16 protein-coding genes are annotated in these 15,525 nt (G+C 73.2%); 9 read left to right on the top strand and 7 right to left on the bottom strand.

Annotation, left to right across the window (positions count from 1 at the left end):
- Positions 1 to 117: 117 nt before the first annotated feature.
- On the bottom strand, positions 118 to 1,347 hold the full coding sequence (locus tag ACN26Y_RS21195; RefSeq protein WP_155331969.1) for a PucR family transcriptional regulator: 1,230 nt from the start codon (positions 1,345 to 1,347) through the stop codon (positions 118 to 120).
- Between the two features lie 257 nt (positions 1,348 to 1,604).
- Between ACN26Y_RS21195 and ACN26Y_RS21200 the strand changes: the two genes are divergently transcribed.
- Positions 1,605 to 2,945 (top strand): nicotinate phosphoribosyltransferase, encoded by a 1,341-nt coding sequence (locus ACN26Y_RS21200; RefSeq protein WP_155331970.1) that lies wholly within the window; start codon positions 1,605 to 1,607, stop codon positions 2,943 to 2,945.
- Here ACN26Y_RS21200 and ACN26Y_RS21205 read toward each other — a convergent pair.
- Entirely contained in the window at positions 2,939 to 3,589 is a 651-nt protein-coding gene (locus ACN26Y_RS21205; RefSeq protein ID WP_422733352.1) for a DUF998 domain-containing protein, read from the bottom strand. The two genes, ACN26Y_RS21200 and ACN26Y_RS21205, sit on opposite strands and share 7 nt — an antisense overlap.
- Positions 3,590 to 3,961: 372 nt before the next feature.
- On the opposite strand from ACN26Y_RS21205, the gene ACN26Y_RS21210 reads away from it, so the two are divergent.
- From ACN26Y_RS21210 to ACN26Y_RS21220, 3 genes are all read left to right on the top strand, one after another.
- On the top strand, positions 3,962 to 4,351 hold the full coding sequence (locus tag ACN26Y_RS21210) for a hypothetical protein (protein ID WP_422733353.1): 390 nt from the start codon (positions 3,962 to 3,964) through the stop codon (positions 4,349 to 4,351).
- A 217-nt stretch (positions 4,352 to 4,568) separates the two neighbouring features.
- Complete coding sequence (locus ACN26Y_RS21215; RefSeq protein ID WP_422734961.1) at positions 4,569 to 6,455, top strand: ABC transporter ATP-binding protein; 1,887 nt, start codon at positions 4,569 to 4,571, stop codon at positions 6,453 to 6,455.
- A 66-nt stretch (positions 6,456 to 6,521) separates the two neighbouring features.
- A complete protein-coding gene (locus ACN26Y_RS21220) occupies positions 6,522 to 7,754 on the top strand; it encodes an RNA-guided endonuclease InsQ/TnpB family protein (protein WP_155331973.1) in 1,233 nt (410 codons plus the stop codon).
- A gap of 13 nt (positions 7,755 to 7,767) precedes the next feature.
- Here the strand turns inward: ACN26Y_RS21220 and ACN26Y_RS21225 are convergent, their stop codons facing one another.
- A complete protein-coding gene (locus tag ACN26Y_RS21225; RefSeq protein WP_155331974.1) occupies positions 7,768 to 8,538 on the bottom strand; it encodes an FkbM family methyltransferase in 771 nt (256 codons plus the stop codon).
- 153 nt (positions 8,539 to 8,691) lie between these two features.
- Between ACN26Y_RS21225 and ACN26Y_RS21230 the strand changes: the two genes are divergently transcribed.
- The 4 genes from ACN26Y_RS21230 to ACN26Y_RS21245 all read left to right on the top strand — a co-directional run bounded on the left by ACN26Y_RS21230 (position 8,692) and on the right by ACN26Y_RS21245 (position 11,828).
- The gene (locus ACN26Y_RS21230) at positions 8,692 to 9,153 is read left to right on the top strand and encodes a helix-turn-helix domain-containing protein (RefSeq protein ID WP_155331975.1); all 462 of its coding nucleotides are present in this window, start codon (positions 8,692 to 8,694) and stop codon (positions 9,151 to 9,153) included.
- Between the two features lie 9 nt (positions 9,154 to 9,162).
- A complete protein-coding gene (locus ACN26Y_RS21235; protein ID WP_155331976.1) occupies positions 9,163 to 9,594 on the top strand; it encodes a VOC family protein in 432 nt (143 codons plus the stop codon).
- A gap of 240 nt (positions 9,595 to 9,834) precedes the next feature.
- A complete protein-coding gene (locus ACN26Y_RS21240) occupies positions 9,835 to 11,439 on the top strand; it encodes an ABC-F family ATP-binding cassette domain-containing protein (protein WP_155331977.1) in 1,605 nt (534 codons plus the stop codon).
- 56 nt (positions 11,440 to 11,495) lie between these two features.
- Complete coding sequence (locus tag ACN26Y_RS21245; RefSeq protein ID WP_422733354.1) at positions 11,496 to 11,828, top strand: nuclear transport factor 2 family protein; 333 nt, start codon at positions 11,496 to 11,498, stop codon at positions 11,826 to 11,828.
- Between the two features lie 82 nt (positions 11,829 to 11,910).
- On the opposite strand, the gene ACN26Y_RS21250 is transcribed toward ACN26Y_RS21245, so the two are convergent.
- From ACN26Y_RS21250 to ACN26Y_RS21260, 3 genes are all read right to left on the bottom strand, one after another.
- Positions 11,911 to 12,762, bottom strand: coding sequence for an isocitrate lyase/PEP mutase family protein (locus ACN26Y_RS21250; RefSeq protein WP_422733355.1), 852 nt, complete (start codon positions 12,760 to 12,762; stop codon positions 11,911 to 11,913).
- 102 nt (positions 12,763 to 12,864) lie between these two features.
- Complete coding sequence (locus ACN26Y_RS21255; protein ID WP_422733356.1) at positions 12,865 to 13,419, bottom strand: DUF6817 domain-containing protein; 555 nt, start codon at positions 13,417 to 13,419, stop codon at positions 12,865 to 12,867.
- Between the two features lie 74 nt (positions 13,420 to 13,493).
- Positions 13,494 to 13,796, bottom strand: coding sequence for a GNAT family N-acetyltransferase (locus tag ACN26Y_RS21260; RefSeq protein ID WP_155331981.1), 303 nt, complete (start codon positions 13,794 to 13,796; stop codon positions 13,494 to 13,496).
- A 35-nt stretch (positions 13,797 to 13,831) separates the two neighbouring features.
- Between ACN26Y_RS21260 and ACN26Y_RS21265 the strand changes: the two genes are divergently transcribed.
- Positions 13,832 to 14,440: a hypothetical protein gene (locus tag ACN26Y_RS21265; protein ID WP_155331982.1), complete on the top strand. Its 609-nt coding sequence runs from the start codon at positions 13,832 to 13,834 to the stop codon at positions 14,438 to 14,440.
- Here ACN26Y_RS21265 and ACN26Y_RS21270 read toward each other — a convergent pair.
- Positions 14,435 to 15,511, bottom strand: a complete 1,077-nt coding sequence (locus ACN26Y_RS21270) for an NYN domain-containing protein (RefSeq protein ID WP_155331983.1) — start codon at positions 15,509 to 15,511, stop codon at positions 14,435 to 14,437. The two genes, ACN26Y_RS21265 and ACN26Y_RS21270, sit on opposite strands and share 6 nt — an antisense overlap.
- Positions 15,512 to 15,525 lie beyond the last annotated feature (14 nt).

Here is a 15,525-nt window from a genome sequence, read left to right on the forward strand (position 1 = left end):
CGCACCACCCCCTGTCCTTCGGGTTCCGCCGAACCTACGAACCCCGCCGACCCGGGGTCATCGGGCACCTGTCGAAGATCTCGGATCCGAGTTGCTACGCCTGTCGCATCCGCCCGCTCACTCCGCCGGCCGGTCGTGACCGGTCAGCCGCGCCAGCTTCAGCGCCAGGTGCAGGCAGAGCCGCTCGCCCCCGTCCTTGAGGTCGGTGCCGGCGAGCTCCTCGATGCGTTGCAGCCGGTAGTACAGCGTCGTGCGGTGCAGCCGGAGCTGCGCCGCCGTGGCGTGGGCGTTGCCGGCCAGGTCCAGGTACCGCTCCAGCGTCGCGAGCAGCGCCTGGTTGCCCGGAGCGTCCAGCAGCCGGGCCAGTCCGGGATGGACGTCCGCCACGTCGAGGTGGTGCTCGTCGATCCGGGCCAGCACCCGGTAGACGCCCAGGCCCGACCAGGGGACCACGCGGCCGAGCGCCGGCAGCCGCGCGCCGACCCGCGCGGCGTGCAGCGCCTCGGCGTACGACTCGACCGCGTCGACGAGGCGCGGCCGGGTCCGGCCGACGCCGACCACGGTCCGTTCGACCGAGCCGAGGGCGCGGGTGACCTGCCGCAGGTCGTCGTCGAGGTGCCGGGCCGCGGCCTCCGGCGTGGGCCGTCCGGCGGCCGGCTCGGCGGGCAGCAGCAACACCCCGTGGTCGTGGCGGACCAGGTGCAGCGCCTCGCGGATGCCGGCCCGCCGCCGGGCGGCCACCAGCGACTGCTCCAGCGCGATCCGGGCCCGCTCGTCCGGCTGCCGCTCCCGGGGCGCGACGAGCCGGGCGACGAGCGCGGCGGTCGGGCCGTCCGCGGCGATCATGCCCGCTTCCAGCAGCGTCCGGACCGCCTGGTCACGGGTCTCCGGGCTGTCGGCGAGCAGCGTCCGCGCCGCCTCGGTCTCGCTCTGCGCGGCCAGCTCGCCGAGCAGGTTCTCCCGGTACAGCGCGAGGGACAGCTCCTTGAGCAGCCCCGTCGCCGCCAGGTCGACGTCGGCCATGGTGCCGTCGGGGTCGATGAACCAGACGAAGCCGAGGAGCAGGTCGTCGTGGCGCACCGGCACGCAGAGGCGGGGCAGCAGGTCCAGCCCGGGGTGGGCCGGGGTACGCACCGGCGTCCGGGCGTCGGCGATGCCGAACTCGCGGAGCCAGGCGATCACCTCCGGCGTGGTCTGCCGGCGGAGGATGGACGCCCGCCGGACCTCGTCCATCAGCCCGGTCTGCTCGCTGTAGACCACGACCCGCTGCCGCCGGTCCTCGATCAGCGCCGGGCGGCCGGCGTGGGCGGCGACGGCGTCGACGATCCGTTGCAGCTCGCCCTGCACCTGGCCCTCCCCCCGCCCTCCACCGTCGACGGGGCGCGCGGCACACCGTCATGATCAGTTCTCTGTCTACACCCGCGAAGAGCGCCCGGCCAGGCCCGTCCGTTACGCACCGCCCCGGCGGACCTGCCCACCCGGTGAGCCAGCCCGCCGGGCCCCGGTGGATGTGGCGTTTCCGGTACACGCCGGCGCCGGGTCCACCACAGTGGGGGCGTGACGCGTTCCGGGCCGCCCCGCACGGCGGCGGGCGAGGAGGTGACATGACCGGGCTGCTGACCGACCTGTACGAGCTGCGCATGGCCGCCAGCTACGTGCGCCGGGACATGACGGACCGGGCCACGTTCAGCCTCTTCGCCCGCCGGCTGCCGCACCGGCGGGGCTTCCTGGTCGCCGCCGGGCTCGACGAGGCGCTGACGTTCCTGGAGACGTTCGCGTTCGACGACGACGACGTGGCGTACCTGCGCGACGTCGTCGGGTTCGACACCCCGACCCTGGCGGCGCTGTCGGTGCTGCGGTTCACCGGTGACGTGTGGGCCGTGCCGGAGGGGCGGGTGGTGTTCGCCGACGAGCCGCTGCTCGAGGTGACGGCGCCGATCGCCGAGGCGCAGCTGGTCGAGACGGGCCTGCTGAACGTGGTCACCTTCCAGACCACGGTGGCCAGCAAGGCGGCCCGCTGCCGTCTCGCCGCCGGCGGCGCGCAGCTGGTCGACTTCGCGTTCCGCCGTACCCACGGGGTGGAGGCGGGTGCCGGCGTGGCGCGGGCGTCCGCGATCGCCGGCTTCGCCGCGACCAGCCACGTCGAGGCCGCCCGCCGGTACGGGCTGCGACCGTCCGGCACGATGGCCCACTCGTACGTCGAGGCGTTCCCCGACGAGCGGGCGGCGTTCCGGGCCTTCGCCGCGGACTTCCCGGTCAACCCGATCTTCCTCGTCGACACCTACGACACGCCCGCCGGGGTGCGGGCCGCCGTCGACGTCATCACGGAGCTGGGCCTGACCGGGCCGCTCGGCGTCCGGCTGGACTCGGGAGACCTCGCCGCCCTCGCCCGCGAGGCCCGCGCGATCCTCGACGCGGCGGGGCTGGCCCAGGTGCAGATCGTGGCCAGCGGCAGCCTCGACGAGGACGTCATCGCGGGACTGGTCGCCGCCGGCGCGCCGATCGACGCGTACGGCGTCGGCACGAAGATGGGGGTCTCCTACGACGCCCCGTCCCTGGACAGCGCCTACAAGCTGGTCGCCTACGGCGACCGGCCGGTGCTCAAGTTGTCGCCGGGGAAGGCCACCCTCCCGGCCGCCAAGCAGGTCTTCCGGGACCGCGCCGGCGCCGGCGGGGACATCGTCGGGCTGCGCGAGGAGCCGCCACCGCCGGGGCGCGAGCCGCTGCTGGTACCGGTCATGCGCGGCGGGCGCCGGCTCGACGCCGCCGACCCGGCCGCCGCGGTCCGCGCCGCGCGGGAACGCTTCGACGCCGACCTGGCCTGGCTTCCCGGGCCGGCGCGGCGGCTGGCGGAGCCGGAGCCGCTCACCGCCACGGTCAGCCCCGGGCTGGCCGCGCTGCACGAGCGGGTGGCCGCGCGGGTCGGTGCCGCCGGTACCTACTGACCGTCGGCGCCGAACAACGCCTCGCCCTTGGCGAACCACGCGACACCGAACGCGAGTACGGCGACCACCTCGCACCAGAACAGCGGCCGGAGCGCGTCCCGGGTCGGGTCCGGAAGCGCGTTGCTCGCCACGGCGACCGCGATCGCGCAGAGGATGAGGCCGCCGCAGGCGTGGTACAGGCCGCGGCGCACCCGGCCGTGCGCCTCACGCGGATCGCGGCGGGGGAACAGCACGATGCAGAAGATCGCCAGGATGACGAAGAGCGCCGCGGCCGCGACCTGGTGCACCCGGCCGACGAGCACGTCGTTCGAGGTGATCGCCGAACCGGGTTGCTGCGTCGCGGCCGGGAACAGGGCGACCGCGATCGCCAGCCCGCCGGCGACGGTGCTGAGCAGGTCGTCGAGCCTCCGGTGCCGGTAGGAGATCAGGAAGACGCCGATCGCGCACAGACTGCCGACGAAGACGTCCCGCAGCTCGGTGTAGTAGTACGCGCTGAGCGAGCTGAGGAGCGCGAACCGGCCGCTGACCAGCGAATGGCCGACGACCAGCAGGATTGGCAGGAGGACGCCGACGACGCCGATGCCGAGCCGGAGCCGGCGTACCGTCTGCGCGTCCTGCGGCCGTCGGGCAGGCGAGACGTCCATGATCGCCTCCGGTGTCTCCCGCGGCGTCACCGGCAGATCCGCGGCCGGCGCCCACCGTCACCACCAGTGCAGTCCGTACGACCGTGCGTGTCAATCCGTCCGGAATCGCACCATGAGCGTCGGGCCGGGCCGAGGGCCGCCGACGGGACCCGGGATGCCGGCCGGTGACGTTTGCCCACCTGGCCGGCGGGAAGACCGGGCGGACGCGACCGTCGGTGGGACGCCGTTTCGTAGCGCCCGGCTGCCGGCGGGGCGCCGACGTGGCGGGCGAGTCGCCGAGGAGGAGTGAGGATGGCCGACGGCAGGAGCGCGAGCCCGGCGGGCAGCAGGCCGACCGGGGCCAGGAAGGCCACCGGGGCGAAGAAGGCCCCGATGAGTCGGAGGGCGGCGGCCAAGAAGGTCGCGACCGCCACCAAGCGCGCCACCGGAGCGACCGCGGCCAAGTCCGCGGGTGAGAAGCCGACCCCGACCACGACCCGCGTCGCGCGGACGAAGGCCACCTCGGCCACGGCCGCCCCGACCCGCCGGCCGACCGAGAAGGCGGCGGTGGCCAGGAAGGCGACCAAGGCCGTCGCGAAGAAGGCGCCCGGGACGAAGGCCACGGCGAGGACGGCGCCGCCGGCGAAGCGGACGCCCGCGACGAAGGCCACGGCGAAGAAGGCGCCGGCGACGACGGCGGCGCGGAAGAAGGCGCCGGCACGGAAGGCGACCACCATGGAGTCGTTCGGAAGCAAGCGGACCGGCCGCACGGGGGCCAGGTGACGGACGTTGCCACGGGTAGTGCCGGCGCACCGCTGTCCGCCTGCTGACCGGCATCCGACAGGCGGTGCGAACCGCCTTCCTCCGGCACGGGTTTGACGCATCCTCCTGCCACCATCGGTGATGTTTCCATCACGAGGAGGAGGCGCCCGTGTCATCGTCCACCCGCGACCGTCCCGCCGTGAGCCAGCCCGAGTCCGTGCTGCCGGAGCTGCGCACGATGTGGTGGGAGACCGGCGTGCGAGCCCGCGCCGAGGCGGGGCTGTTCGCCGTGTTCGCCGAGCTGCCACGGCTGGTCGCCCAGGCCGTGGCGATCAGCTGGCGGGCCGACCGGCTCCGCACGTCGGTGGTGGCCGTCGCGACGATCGGGGCCGGCGCGATGGCCGCCGGCGGGCTGCTCGCCACGCAACGGGCGCTGGTGGAACTGTTCGCCGGCGGCCCGACCGCGGACAAGGTGCTCGCCGCGCTGCCGGCGCTCGCCGTCCTGGCCGCCGTGACCGGGATCCGCGCCGGCCTGGGCATCGCCACCGGGTACGCGGTCAACGGCCTCACGCCCCGGGTCGACCGGGAGGTCGAGCGTGGCCTCTTCGAGGTCACCACCGCGGTACGGCTGGACGCGTTCGACGCCGACGCGTTCGCCGACGACATGGAGCGTGCCACCCGGGGCACCGACTCGGCGATCTCGCTCGTGCAGTCCTCGATGAACCTGATCGCCGGCCTGGTGGGGCTGCTCGCGGTGGCGGTAGCGGTGCTGGTCATCCACCCGCTGCTGCTCGTCGCGCTGCTGGTCGCGACGGTGCCCAACGCGTGGGCGGCGCTGCGCGCCGGGCACCTGCGGTACCGGACGTACATCGCCGGCTCGGTCCGCCGCCGTCGCCTGTGGATCCTGCACCGGTTGATGGCCGAGCGGGCGTCCGCGCCGGAGCTGCGGTCGTACGGGCTGCGCCAGTTCCTGCTCGACCAGTACGACCGGGTCATGGACACCGAGACCGGCATCCAGCTCGCCCTGGCCCGCCGGGTCACCACGACCACCGCCGTCGGCGCGCTGGTCGGCGGCCTGGCCACCGCCGTCGTCTACGTTCTGCTGGGGCTCCTGCTGATCGAGGGGCAGATCCCGCTCGCCGCGGCGGCGACCTGCGTGATCGCCGTCCAGGCCGCGCAACGGTCGCTCAGCACGGTCACCTTCCAGATCGACGCCGTCTACACCGAGGGCCAGCACTTCGGCGACTACACCGGCTTCATGGCGCGCGCCGCCGCGTACCTGCCGGACCCGGCCGGCACGCCGCGGCCGGCCCCGGGCCCGCTGCGCGAGGTCGCCGTCCGGGGGGTGACCCTGCACTACCCGGAGCGGGACACGCCCGCCGTCGACGGCGTCACCCTCGCCATCCGCGCCGGGCAGACGGTCGCGTTCGTCGGGGAGAACGGGTCCGGCAAGACCACCCTCGCCGCGATGATCGCCACCCTGCGGACCCCCACGGGCGGCGCCGTGGAGTGGAACGGCCGCCCCGTCGCGGAGTGGGACCTCGCGCGGGTCCGCGCGCGCATCGCGGTCGTCACGCAGGAGTACCACAGGTGGCCGTTCACCGCCGCCACCAACATCGCCGTCGGCGACGTCGACCGCGAGGCGCGTCAGGACCGGATCGAGTCCGCCGCCGCCCGCGCGGCCGCCCACGAGATGATCAAAGGCCTGCCGTACGGGTACGAGACGCTGCTCGACCGCACGTTCGCCAAGGGGCAGGACCTCTCCGGTGGGCAGTGGCAGCGGATCACGGCCGCCCGCGGGTTCCTCCGCGACGCCGACCTGCTGATCATGGACGAGCCGTCCTCGGCCCTCGACCCGCGCGCCGAGGACGCCCTCTTCCAGGCCATCCGGGACCGGCACGGTCGGGCGACGACGATCCTCATCACGCACCGGCTGGCCAACGTCCGCCACGCCGACCGCATCTTCGTCCTGCACGAGGGCGCCCTGGTCGAGTCCGGCACGCACGACGAGCTGATCGCCGCCGGCGGCCGGTACGCCGACCTGTTCACCCTCCAGGCCGCCGGCTACGACGCGGCGCCGGTCGCCCGCCCGCCGGTGCCCGCCCAGCCCGAGCCCGCTACGTGACCGCTACCAGAGTGCGCGTCAGTGCTCCGTTCGAGATCAGCCATAAACCAACGGTACGGTGCGATCGTGCAGCTTCGTTACAACTACCGGGTGTACCCGGACGCAGCCCAGCGCGAGGCGCTGGCGCGGTCGTTCGGCTGTGCTCGGGTGGTGTTCAACGACGCGCTGCGCGTACGGCAGGAGGCGCGAGCCGAGGGCCTGCCATACGTCTCGGACGGGGATTTGTCCAAGCAGGTCATTACCCAGGCCAAGACGACGCCGCAGCGGGCGTGGCTGGGCGAGGTCTCTGCGGTCGTCTTGCAGCAGGCGTTGGCCGACCTGAACACCGCGTACCGCAACTTCTTCGCCTCGGTCACCGGCAAGCGCAAGGGTCGCAAGGTGGCGCCGCCGCGGTTTCGGTCGCGCAAGGACAACCGGCAGGCGATCCGGTTCACCGCCAACGCCCGGTTCAAGGTGCTGGACAACGGTCGGCTCCGGCTGCCGAAGATTGGCGACCTGGACGTCCGCTGGTCCCGCGAGCTGCCGGCCGACCCGTCCAGCGTGACGCTCGTGAAGGACGCGGCCGGGAGGTACTTCGCCTCGTTCGTGGTGACCACGACGGACGAACCGCTCCCCGAGGTGGACTCGGAGATCGGCGTCGACCTGGGCTTGACGCACTTCGCGGTGCTGTCGGACGGCACGAAGGTGGCCGCGCCGAAGTTCCTGCGCCGCGCCGCACGGAAGCTCAAGCGGTTGCAGCAGGACCTGTCCCGCAAGCAGCGAGGCAGTCAGAACCGGAAGAAGGCCGTCGTCAAGGTCGCGCGGGCGCATGCCCGGGTGACCGACACCCGGCGCGACTGGCAGCACAAGCTGTCCACGGCGATCATCCGCGACAACCAAGCGGTGTACGTCGAAGACCTGTGCGTAGTCGGTCTCGGCCGGACGAGGCTCGCCACATCGGTGCACGATGCCGGTTGGGCCAGCTTCACCGCAATGTTGGAGTACAAGGCCGCTCGGTACGGGCGCACCTTTGCCCGGGTAGATCGGTTTTTCCCGTCCACCCGGATGTGCTCCGACTGCGGACGGATCAACGAGAAGATTGCGTTAAATGTCCGATCGTGGGACTGCCCCTGTGGAGCAGCCCACGACCGGGACGTCAACGCCGCCATCAACGTGCTCGCCGCCGGACGGGCGGAGAGCCTAAACGACCGTGGAGCGCACGTAAGACCGGCACTCGTGCCGGCGGTGCGCAGGGAAGCGGTAATCCACCCGGGCGCCGCGTGTTCCGCGCGCAGCGCGGAGGGAATCCCCGTCCTTTAGGGCGGGGAGAACGTCAAGGCAGGCAGTACACGTCGCCGGAGTTCGCGGCGTGGGGAAGGGCGTCCAGGACCGCCGCCAGCGCGGTCGCGGACATCCACGACGGTTCGGCCAGCCCCATGGTGTCGCCGATGGCGAGGTTGAAACGGGTGAAGCCGAGCGCGGCGGCGCGGTCGAGGGCGCGGCGGGCGACGGCCCGCTCGATGGTGGTGAACTCGAACGACAGCGCCGGGAGGACGCGGGTCAGCCCGGCCAGCACGGCGTCCTCGAAGCCCTCCACGTCCACCTTCACGAACGCCGGTACGCCGTGCTCCGCGACGAGGGCGTCGAGGGTGGTGGACGGCACGTCGAGCCGCGCGTCCCAGATCTCCTGCCGCCATCCGTCGGCGCCGTCCGCCGCCTGGATGAACTGCGGCGACGCGGTCGACACGGTGGGGTTGGCGGAGTTGACGTGGAGTTCGAGCAGCCCGGTGGTCGCGCCGCACGCCGCCTCGACCAGGACGACCTGGTCGTCCCCGCCGTAGAGGGCCCGGATGGCCCGCGCGCACAGTGGCTGCGGCTCCACCGCGACCACCCGTGCGCCCAGGCGGCGGAAGCTGCCGGTCCGGTCGCCCACGTGGGCGCCGACGTCGATGACCAGGTCACCGGCGCCGACGAACTGGGCGTAGAAGCGGTCCATCGCCGCCGCCCGGGCCGGATCGCCGTAGGAGAGCTCGAGCGACCGGCGGAGCGCGGCGGCGGCGGGATCCGCCTTGAGCGACTCGACGATCTCGGTGTTGACGTGCACGGGCGGACCCTAGCGTCCGGCCGCCCGGATCGGGTACCCGTTCGCCCGAATGCTCCACCGACGGTGTCGCCGTGACGACTCCAGGTCGGCGGTGTGGCGGAGCGACCGGCCCACCCGGCTCCGGCGGCGTGATCGGACCTAGGCTGGGCGGTGATGAGTACACCGCCCCGCCGCGCCCCGGGTGACCTGCTTGTCCACCTGCGGCGGGCCCGTGACCACATCGACCGCCACTACACCGAGCCGTTGGACCTCGCGACCGTGGCGGCGGTCGCCGGTCTCAGCAGGTTCCACTTCCAGCGCCTCTTCACGATCACGTACGGGGTGTCGCCGGCGGCGTACCTGTCCCGCCGGCGCATCGAACGGGCGCAGGACCTGCTGCGCGCCACCAACCTGACGGTCACCGAGGTCTGCCACGCGGTCGGCTTCGCCAGCCTCGGCTCGTTCAGCAGCCGGTTCCGGGGGATCGTGGGGGAGACGCCCCGGGACTTCCAGCGCCGCTGGGCCCGGGCCGGCGCACCCCACATCCCGGGCTGCTTCGTCTTCATGTGGGGGCTGGCGGAACGGCGCGGCGCGTCCGCAAGCGAGGAGAAGCCGCCGCCGGGGGATCCTTCCTAACCTGGCCCCATGATTACCCACGTCTCCATCACCAGCGTCTTCGTCAAGGACATCGACGCCGCCAAGGCCTTCTACATCGACGTCCTCGGCTTCGAGGAGCACACCGACATCACCCTGGCCGACGGCTCGTACCGCTGGTGCACCGTCAAGCACCCCAGCCAGCCCGAGCTGGAGGTGCACCTGACCCTGCCCGGGCCACCGCTGTCGCCGGAACTGGCCGAGACGGTCCGCCGCGCGCAGGACGAGGGCGGGCTGTTCGGCCTCGGCATGGGCGTCGACGACTGCCGCAAGACCTACGACGAGCTGCGGAGCAAGGGCGTCGAGTTCCTCCAGGAGCCGGCCGAGCGCCCGTACGGGGTGGAGGCGGTGGCCCGGGACAACTCCGGCAACTGGCTGGTGCTGGTGGAGCGCAAGGAGTTCACGGCCGCCGACTTCGGCTGACCGTCGCCCGCGTCGGCCGGCCGGCCGTCCGGGGGCCGGCCAGCCGACGCGGCGGAAAGGCGTGGGCGATCACCGGGCGCGCTGTTAGGGTTGACGGCGCTGACCGGATCGAGGAGTTCGACATGCTCATCGGGGACGACGACATCTCCGGGTGACCCCACCCGCGGGCGCGCCGGCGCCCGCCCCCCGGCGTCATCCGGGCGACCATCGCCCGTCCGTCTCGCCCCGAGGATCCGTCCGATGTCCGACGCCTGCGTCGTCTGTTCCCACCTGTCGTTTTCCTGGCCGGACGACACCCCCGTCCTCCAGGACCTGTCCGTCACCGTGCCACCCGGCCGCACCGGCCTCGTCGCGCCCAACGGCGCCGGCAAGAGCACCCTGCTACGGCTGATCGCCGGCGAGCTGGCACCGACCGGCGGCACCGTCACCGTCGACGGCGTGCTCGGCTACCTGCCGCAGACCCTGCCGCTCGACGGTGAGCTGACCGTCGCCGAGGTGCTCGGCGTCGACGCCGTGCTGCGCGCCCTGCACGCCATCGAGGCCGGCGACGCCGCCGAGGAGCACTTCACCACCGTCGGCGACGACTGGGACGTCGAGGAGCGCACCCGCCACGAGCTGGACCGGCTCGGCCTCGCCGACGTCGCGCTCCACCGTCGCCTGCGTACGCTCAGCGGCGGCCAGGTCGTCTCCCTCGGCCTCGCCGCGCAACTGCTGAAGCGGCCCGACGTGCTGCTGCTCGACGAGCCCACCAACAACCTCGACCTCGACGCCCGGCACCGCCTGTACGCAGCGCTCGACGACTGGCCCGGCTGCCTGCTGGTGGTCAGCCACGACCGGGCGCTGCTGGACCGGATGGACCGCATCGCCGAGCTCGACCGGGGGTCGGTGTCGTTCTTCGGCGGCACCTTCAGCGCGTACGAGGAGGCCGCGCAGGCCGCCCGGGCGACCGCCGAGCGGACGGTCCGCAGCGCCGAGCTGGAGGTCAAGCGGGAGAAGCGGGAGCTGCAGCAGGCCCGCGAGCGGGCCGAACGCCGCGCCAGCAACGCCGCCCGGAACCTCAAGAACGCGGGCCTGCCCCGCATCGTCGCCGGCGGTCTCAAGCGCAGCGCGCAGGAGTCGGCCGGACGGGCCCAGGACACGCACGCCAACCGGGTCGGCGAGGCTCAGGCCCGCCTCGACGAGGCCAGCCGCGCCCTCCGCGACGACGCCGTCCTCACGCTGGACCTGCCCGACACCACCGTCCCCGCCGGCCGCACCCTGTTCGTGGGGGAGCGGATGCAGGTCCGGAGGCTCTTCGCCGACGACGGCGTCGACCTGACCGTCCGGGGACCCGAGCGCATCGCTCTCACCGGCCCCAACGGCGCCGGCAAGTCGACCCTGCTGCGCCTGGTCGAGGGTTCCCTCACCCCGGAGTCGGGTGCGGTGCGCCGGGCCGGGGGACGGGTGGCGTACCTGTCCCAGCGCCTCGACCTGCTCGACCCCGGCCGCACCGTCGCGGAGAACCTCGCCGCGTACGCCCCGGACCGGCCGCAGGCCGAACGGATGACCCTGCTGGCCCGCTTCCTGTTCCGCGGCGCCCGCGCTCAGCTACCGGTCGGCGCCCTCTCCGGCGGCGAGCTGCTGCGCGCCACGCTCGCCTGCGTGCTGTACGCGCAACCGGCACCGCACCTGCTGCTGCTCGACGAGCCGACCAACAACCTGGACCTGGTCAGCGTGGGGCAACTCGAGAGCGCCCTCAAGGCGTACCGGGGTGCGTTCGTGGTAGTCAGCCACGACGAGCGGTTCCTCGCCGAGATCGGGGTGGACCGGTGGCTGCGGCTCGCCGACGGGCGGCTCGGCGACTGACGGGGCGCCCACCGCCGCACCGGCGTGCTCCCGCACTGCGAGTTGAGGAGAGACACATGACCACCACCGTTCCCGATGTGATCGCCCGTTACTACCGCGTCATCGGCGAACGCGACATCGACGCCTTCGTCGCCTGTTTCACCGACAACGCGACCGTCGCCGACGAGGACGGGCTCCACGACGGCCCGGCGGCGATCCGGGCCTGGCGTCAGCGGACCGCGGCCGAGTACGACTACGACGCCGTGCCGGAGGAGGTCGTGGCGGAGGCGGGGGACACCTTCGTGGTGACGGCGCTGGTCACCGGCACGTTCCCGGGCAGCCCGGTCCGGCTGCGGCACCGGTTCACGATCCGCGACGGTCTGATCGGCGCCCTGGACATCCGGCCGTAGGTCAACGCGGGGCGCGGACGGCCGGGTGGGGCGACCGGGCGTGCCCGGTCGCCCCACCCGGCGGCGCCATGAGGGCTTCGGGTCAGCGCGAGCCGGCGGCGAGCGCGGTGTTCATCTCGCCGTACGCGACCGTCTCGGCGACCGACCCGTACGTGCCCGTCGACAGCAGTTCGGCCGCCGCGCGGGCGGCGACCGCGTAGGCCGCCTGCACGATCGCGGAACCGAGACTGATCCGGGCGACGCCGGCGGCGGCGAGGTCGGCCACCGGCGGGGCGCCCGCCCCGGCCATAACGGCGATCGGCAGCGGCCCGGCGGCCAACTCGGCGAGCGCCGTCGGGTCGAGCAGTCCGGGTACGAAGAGGCTGTCCGCGCCCGCCGCGGCGTACCGCTCGGCGCGTTCGAGGGCGTCGTCCAGGCGGCGCTCCGCCGGGCCGACTCCGGCGAGGAAGATGTCGGTCCGTGCGTTGATCCACAGCCGGACGCCGAGCCGGCTCGCGGCGGCACGGGCGGCGGCGAGCCGTTCCGCCTGTTCGGTCGGGGTGAACAGGGGCGCGTCCGGGTGGCCGCTCCGATCCTCCAGGTTCACGCCGACGGCGCCCGCGCCGATGACGGCGGTGACGGTCGCCGCGACGGCGTCGGGCTCCGCGCCGTACCCGGCCTCGATGTCGGCGGAGACCGGTACGCCGACCGCGGCCACGATGCGCTCGACCGCCGCCGCGGCGCGGTCAGGTCCGAGGTCGGCGCCGTCGGGTACGCCGAGCGACCAGGCGACGCCGGCGCTCGTCGTGGCGATCGCCCTGGCTCCCGCGTCGACGATCGCGACGGCCGACCCGACGTCCCAGGCGTTGGGCAGCAACAGCGGGTCGCCGGGGCGGTGCAGGGCGGCGAACGTCTCGGCCGCTGTCGACAGGGCGGGGGACACCTTCGGAAGCACGGATTCTCCTTGCGGTTGCGCGTGGTGGCATCCCGAAGCCTTCCGTGGCGGCCGCTGGTCGTCTGGCGGGATCTGGACACCATCGGTGGCGCGGTCGGTGGATCATTGCCCAGCGGCACCACTTCTCCGACTACCGAAGACTCGGGTCACCTCACTCGCGACCGGTGGCGACATGGCCGGAGCCCAGGCGGCGAACAGGTCGTGGAAGAACGCCCCGTGAGTGTCGAGGACGGAGGGATCCTGCTCGACGACGTCCAGCTCGTTGACGACGCTCAGGTCGACGAAGGATCGCAGGTGCTCGCCCCGCAGCGTGGTCACCTGACCGGTGAACCGGTCGTACACCGCGCCCGTCGTCGCGAGCCCCCGCCAGGTGCGCCGGCGGTCGCACGCCCCGTACCGGTACACCAGGTCCGCCGCCTCGTCGCCGACGAGGTCGCGCAGCGTGGCCCGGCCGGTCCGGTCGAGGAGTGCCACGTCGAAGCCGTCCGTGCCGTAGACGGCGTGCGTCAGGCCCGCCAGTTGCACGTCGGCGTCGCAGCCGAGAGCGGCGAGGCGCTCCCGCACCCGACACAGGTGCGCGTACAGGCTCCCACCGGGATGGTCGATCCGGTCGGCTCCGCGCTCGCGGAGCCAGTCCCGCACCTCATCGACGCTCATGCCCCGACCCTAGGCACCACGCCGCCGGGCGGGGGACCGCGACGGTGCGCCGTGTGTCACAGCACGAGTCGGGGCTACTTCACCTTGCGCGTCGACCGGACCACGATGTCGTCGTACCCCGGGTGCTTGCCCAGCCACTCACTGAGGAAGGGGCAGATCGGCACGACCGTCCGCCGTTTCGCCCGAGCGTCGTCCATCACCGCGCGGGCCAGGGTCGATCCGACACCCCGGCCCTCGAACTCCGGAGCAACCTCGGTGTGGGTGTAGGCGATGATGGTGCCGGTGAGCTGATAGGTGACCAGCCCGGCCGTCACGCCCGTCTCGTCCCGTGCCTCGAACCGCTCCCGCTCGGGCACGTCGATCACCGTGAACTGCATCCCGCCATCCAACCACGGTCCGAATCGAGGTCAGCATGCTGTTTCCCGCCACGACCCTGGAGGCCGTGGAACGAGGCGACGTGACGCTGGCGTTCCGGCGGTGGACCAGACCGAGAGTGCGGCCCGGCACCCGGCTGCGCACCCTGATCGGCCTCGTCGAGATCACCTCGGTAGGTGTCGTCCAGCCGGAGGAGATCGACCCCGAGGACGCGCGGCGGGCCGGGTTCGAATCGCGCGACAGCCTGTTGACCTTCCTCGCCGGCCGGCCCGGCGGCGACATCTACCGCATCGGTATCCGCCACGCCGGTCCGGATCCCCGGAACCGGCTGCGCGAGCAGGACCAACTGGAATCGGCGGAACTCGCGGGTGTGGTGGCCGCGCTCCGACGCATGGACGACCAGGCGCAGCGGGGGCCGTGGGTGCTGCCCGTCCTACGGGCGATTCTGCGGCGACCCGCGGTCCGGGCGCCTGATCTGGCTGTCGAACTCGGCTGGCCCACCGACACCTTCAAGCGCCAGGTGCGGCGGCTGAAGGAGCTCGGCCTGACCGAGAGCCTCGGCACCGGGTACCGGATCTCGCCCCGGGGGCGCGTCGTCCTCGCCGCCTACGACCTGGCCAGCCGGTCCGCGGAAGGTCTTTCATGACTGCGCGGCGGTGAGGAGATAGTCGTCGGTTTCGGGGCTCCACCGCAGCTCGACGGCTCCGCTGGTGGCGGCGGCCCGGCAGAACTGGAGGAAGCTGCGGTAGCCGAGCTTCTTCTCGCTGAAGTCGGGCTTCGCCCGGCGCAGGGCGTTCTTGAGGCCGGACAGGGGCACGGTGCCGTCGCCGCCGGTCAGGTCCCGGACCACGGAGCGGACCAGCCCGAAGGCCTCCTCCCGTTCGCCGTGCTCGGGTAGGGACACCTCCGGGTCGCCCTTGGCCGGGCCCTCGGCCAGCTCCACCACGTTGCGGTCGGCGAGGTGCCGCAGCAGTTCACCGAACGTGCGGAACCCGTAGTCCGACTCGCTGAACGTCGGGTCCTTCCGGAGCAGGGTGCGCTTCAGGCGCGAGGCGGTCACCTCGCCACCGGAGCTGCCCTGAAGGCCCGCCACGGTCTGCGCCACGAGGGCCGACAGGGTCTCCACGTCCCGTGCGGGTTCCTCGACCTCCGGCTGCGGCTCGGGCTCCGGTTCCACTCGCAGCGGCTCGGGGCTCGGCAACCGGGCGGGACGGCCGCGCCGGACGCGGGGCGACGGGATGTCGACGCCCTCGAGCCGGTCGTAGTAGAGGAATTCGTCGCAGGCGGGCGGGAGCAGGGCCGAGGTGGACTTCTCGACGCCCACGCCGATGACGCGCTTGTTGAGTTCGCGGAGCTTGTGCACCAGCGGCGTGAAGTCACTGTCACCGGTGCAGATCACGAACGTGGAGATGTACTCGCGCTCGAAGGCCAACTCGACGGCGTCGACGGACATCTTGATGTCGGCGGCGTTCTTGCGGGACGCGCCCATCCGCTGCGGTATCTCGATGAGTTCGACGTGGGACCGGGTGAGCATCCGGCGGTCCTCGTCGAAGAACGACCAGTCGGCGTACGCGCGGCGCACCACCACCCGCCCCCGCTCGGCGAGGGCGTCGGCGATGGGACGGAAGTCGAAGGCGACTCCGTTGCCGTGGTCGCGTACGCCCAACGCGAGGTTCTCGTAGTCGAGGAACAGGGCAATGCGATCCTCTTGATCCACGCCAGCCAGCCTAC

This window comes from Micromonospora sp. WMMD558 (genome assembly GCF_049315255.1).
Lineage (GTDB): Bacteria > Actinomycetota > Actinomycetes > Mycobacteriales > Micromonosporaceae > Micromonospora.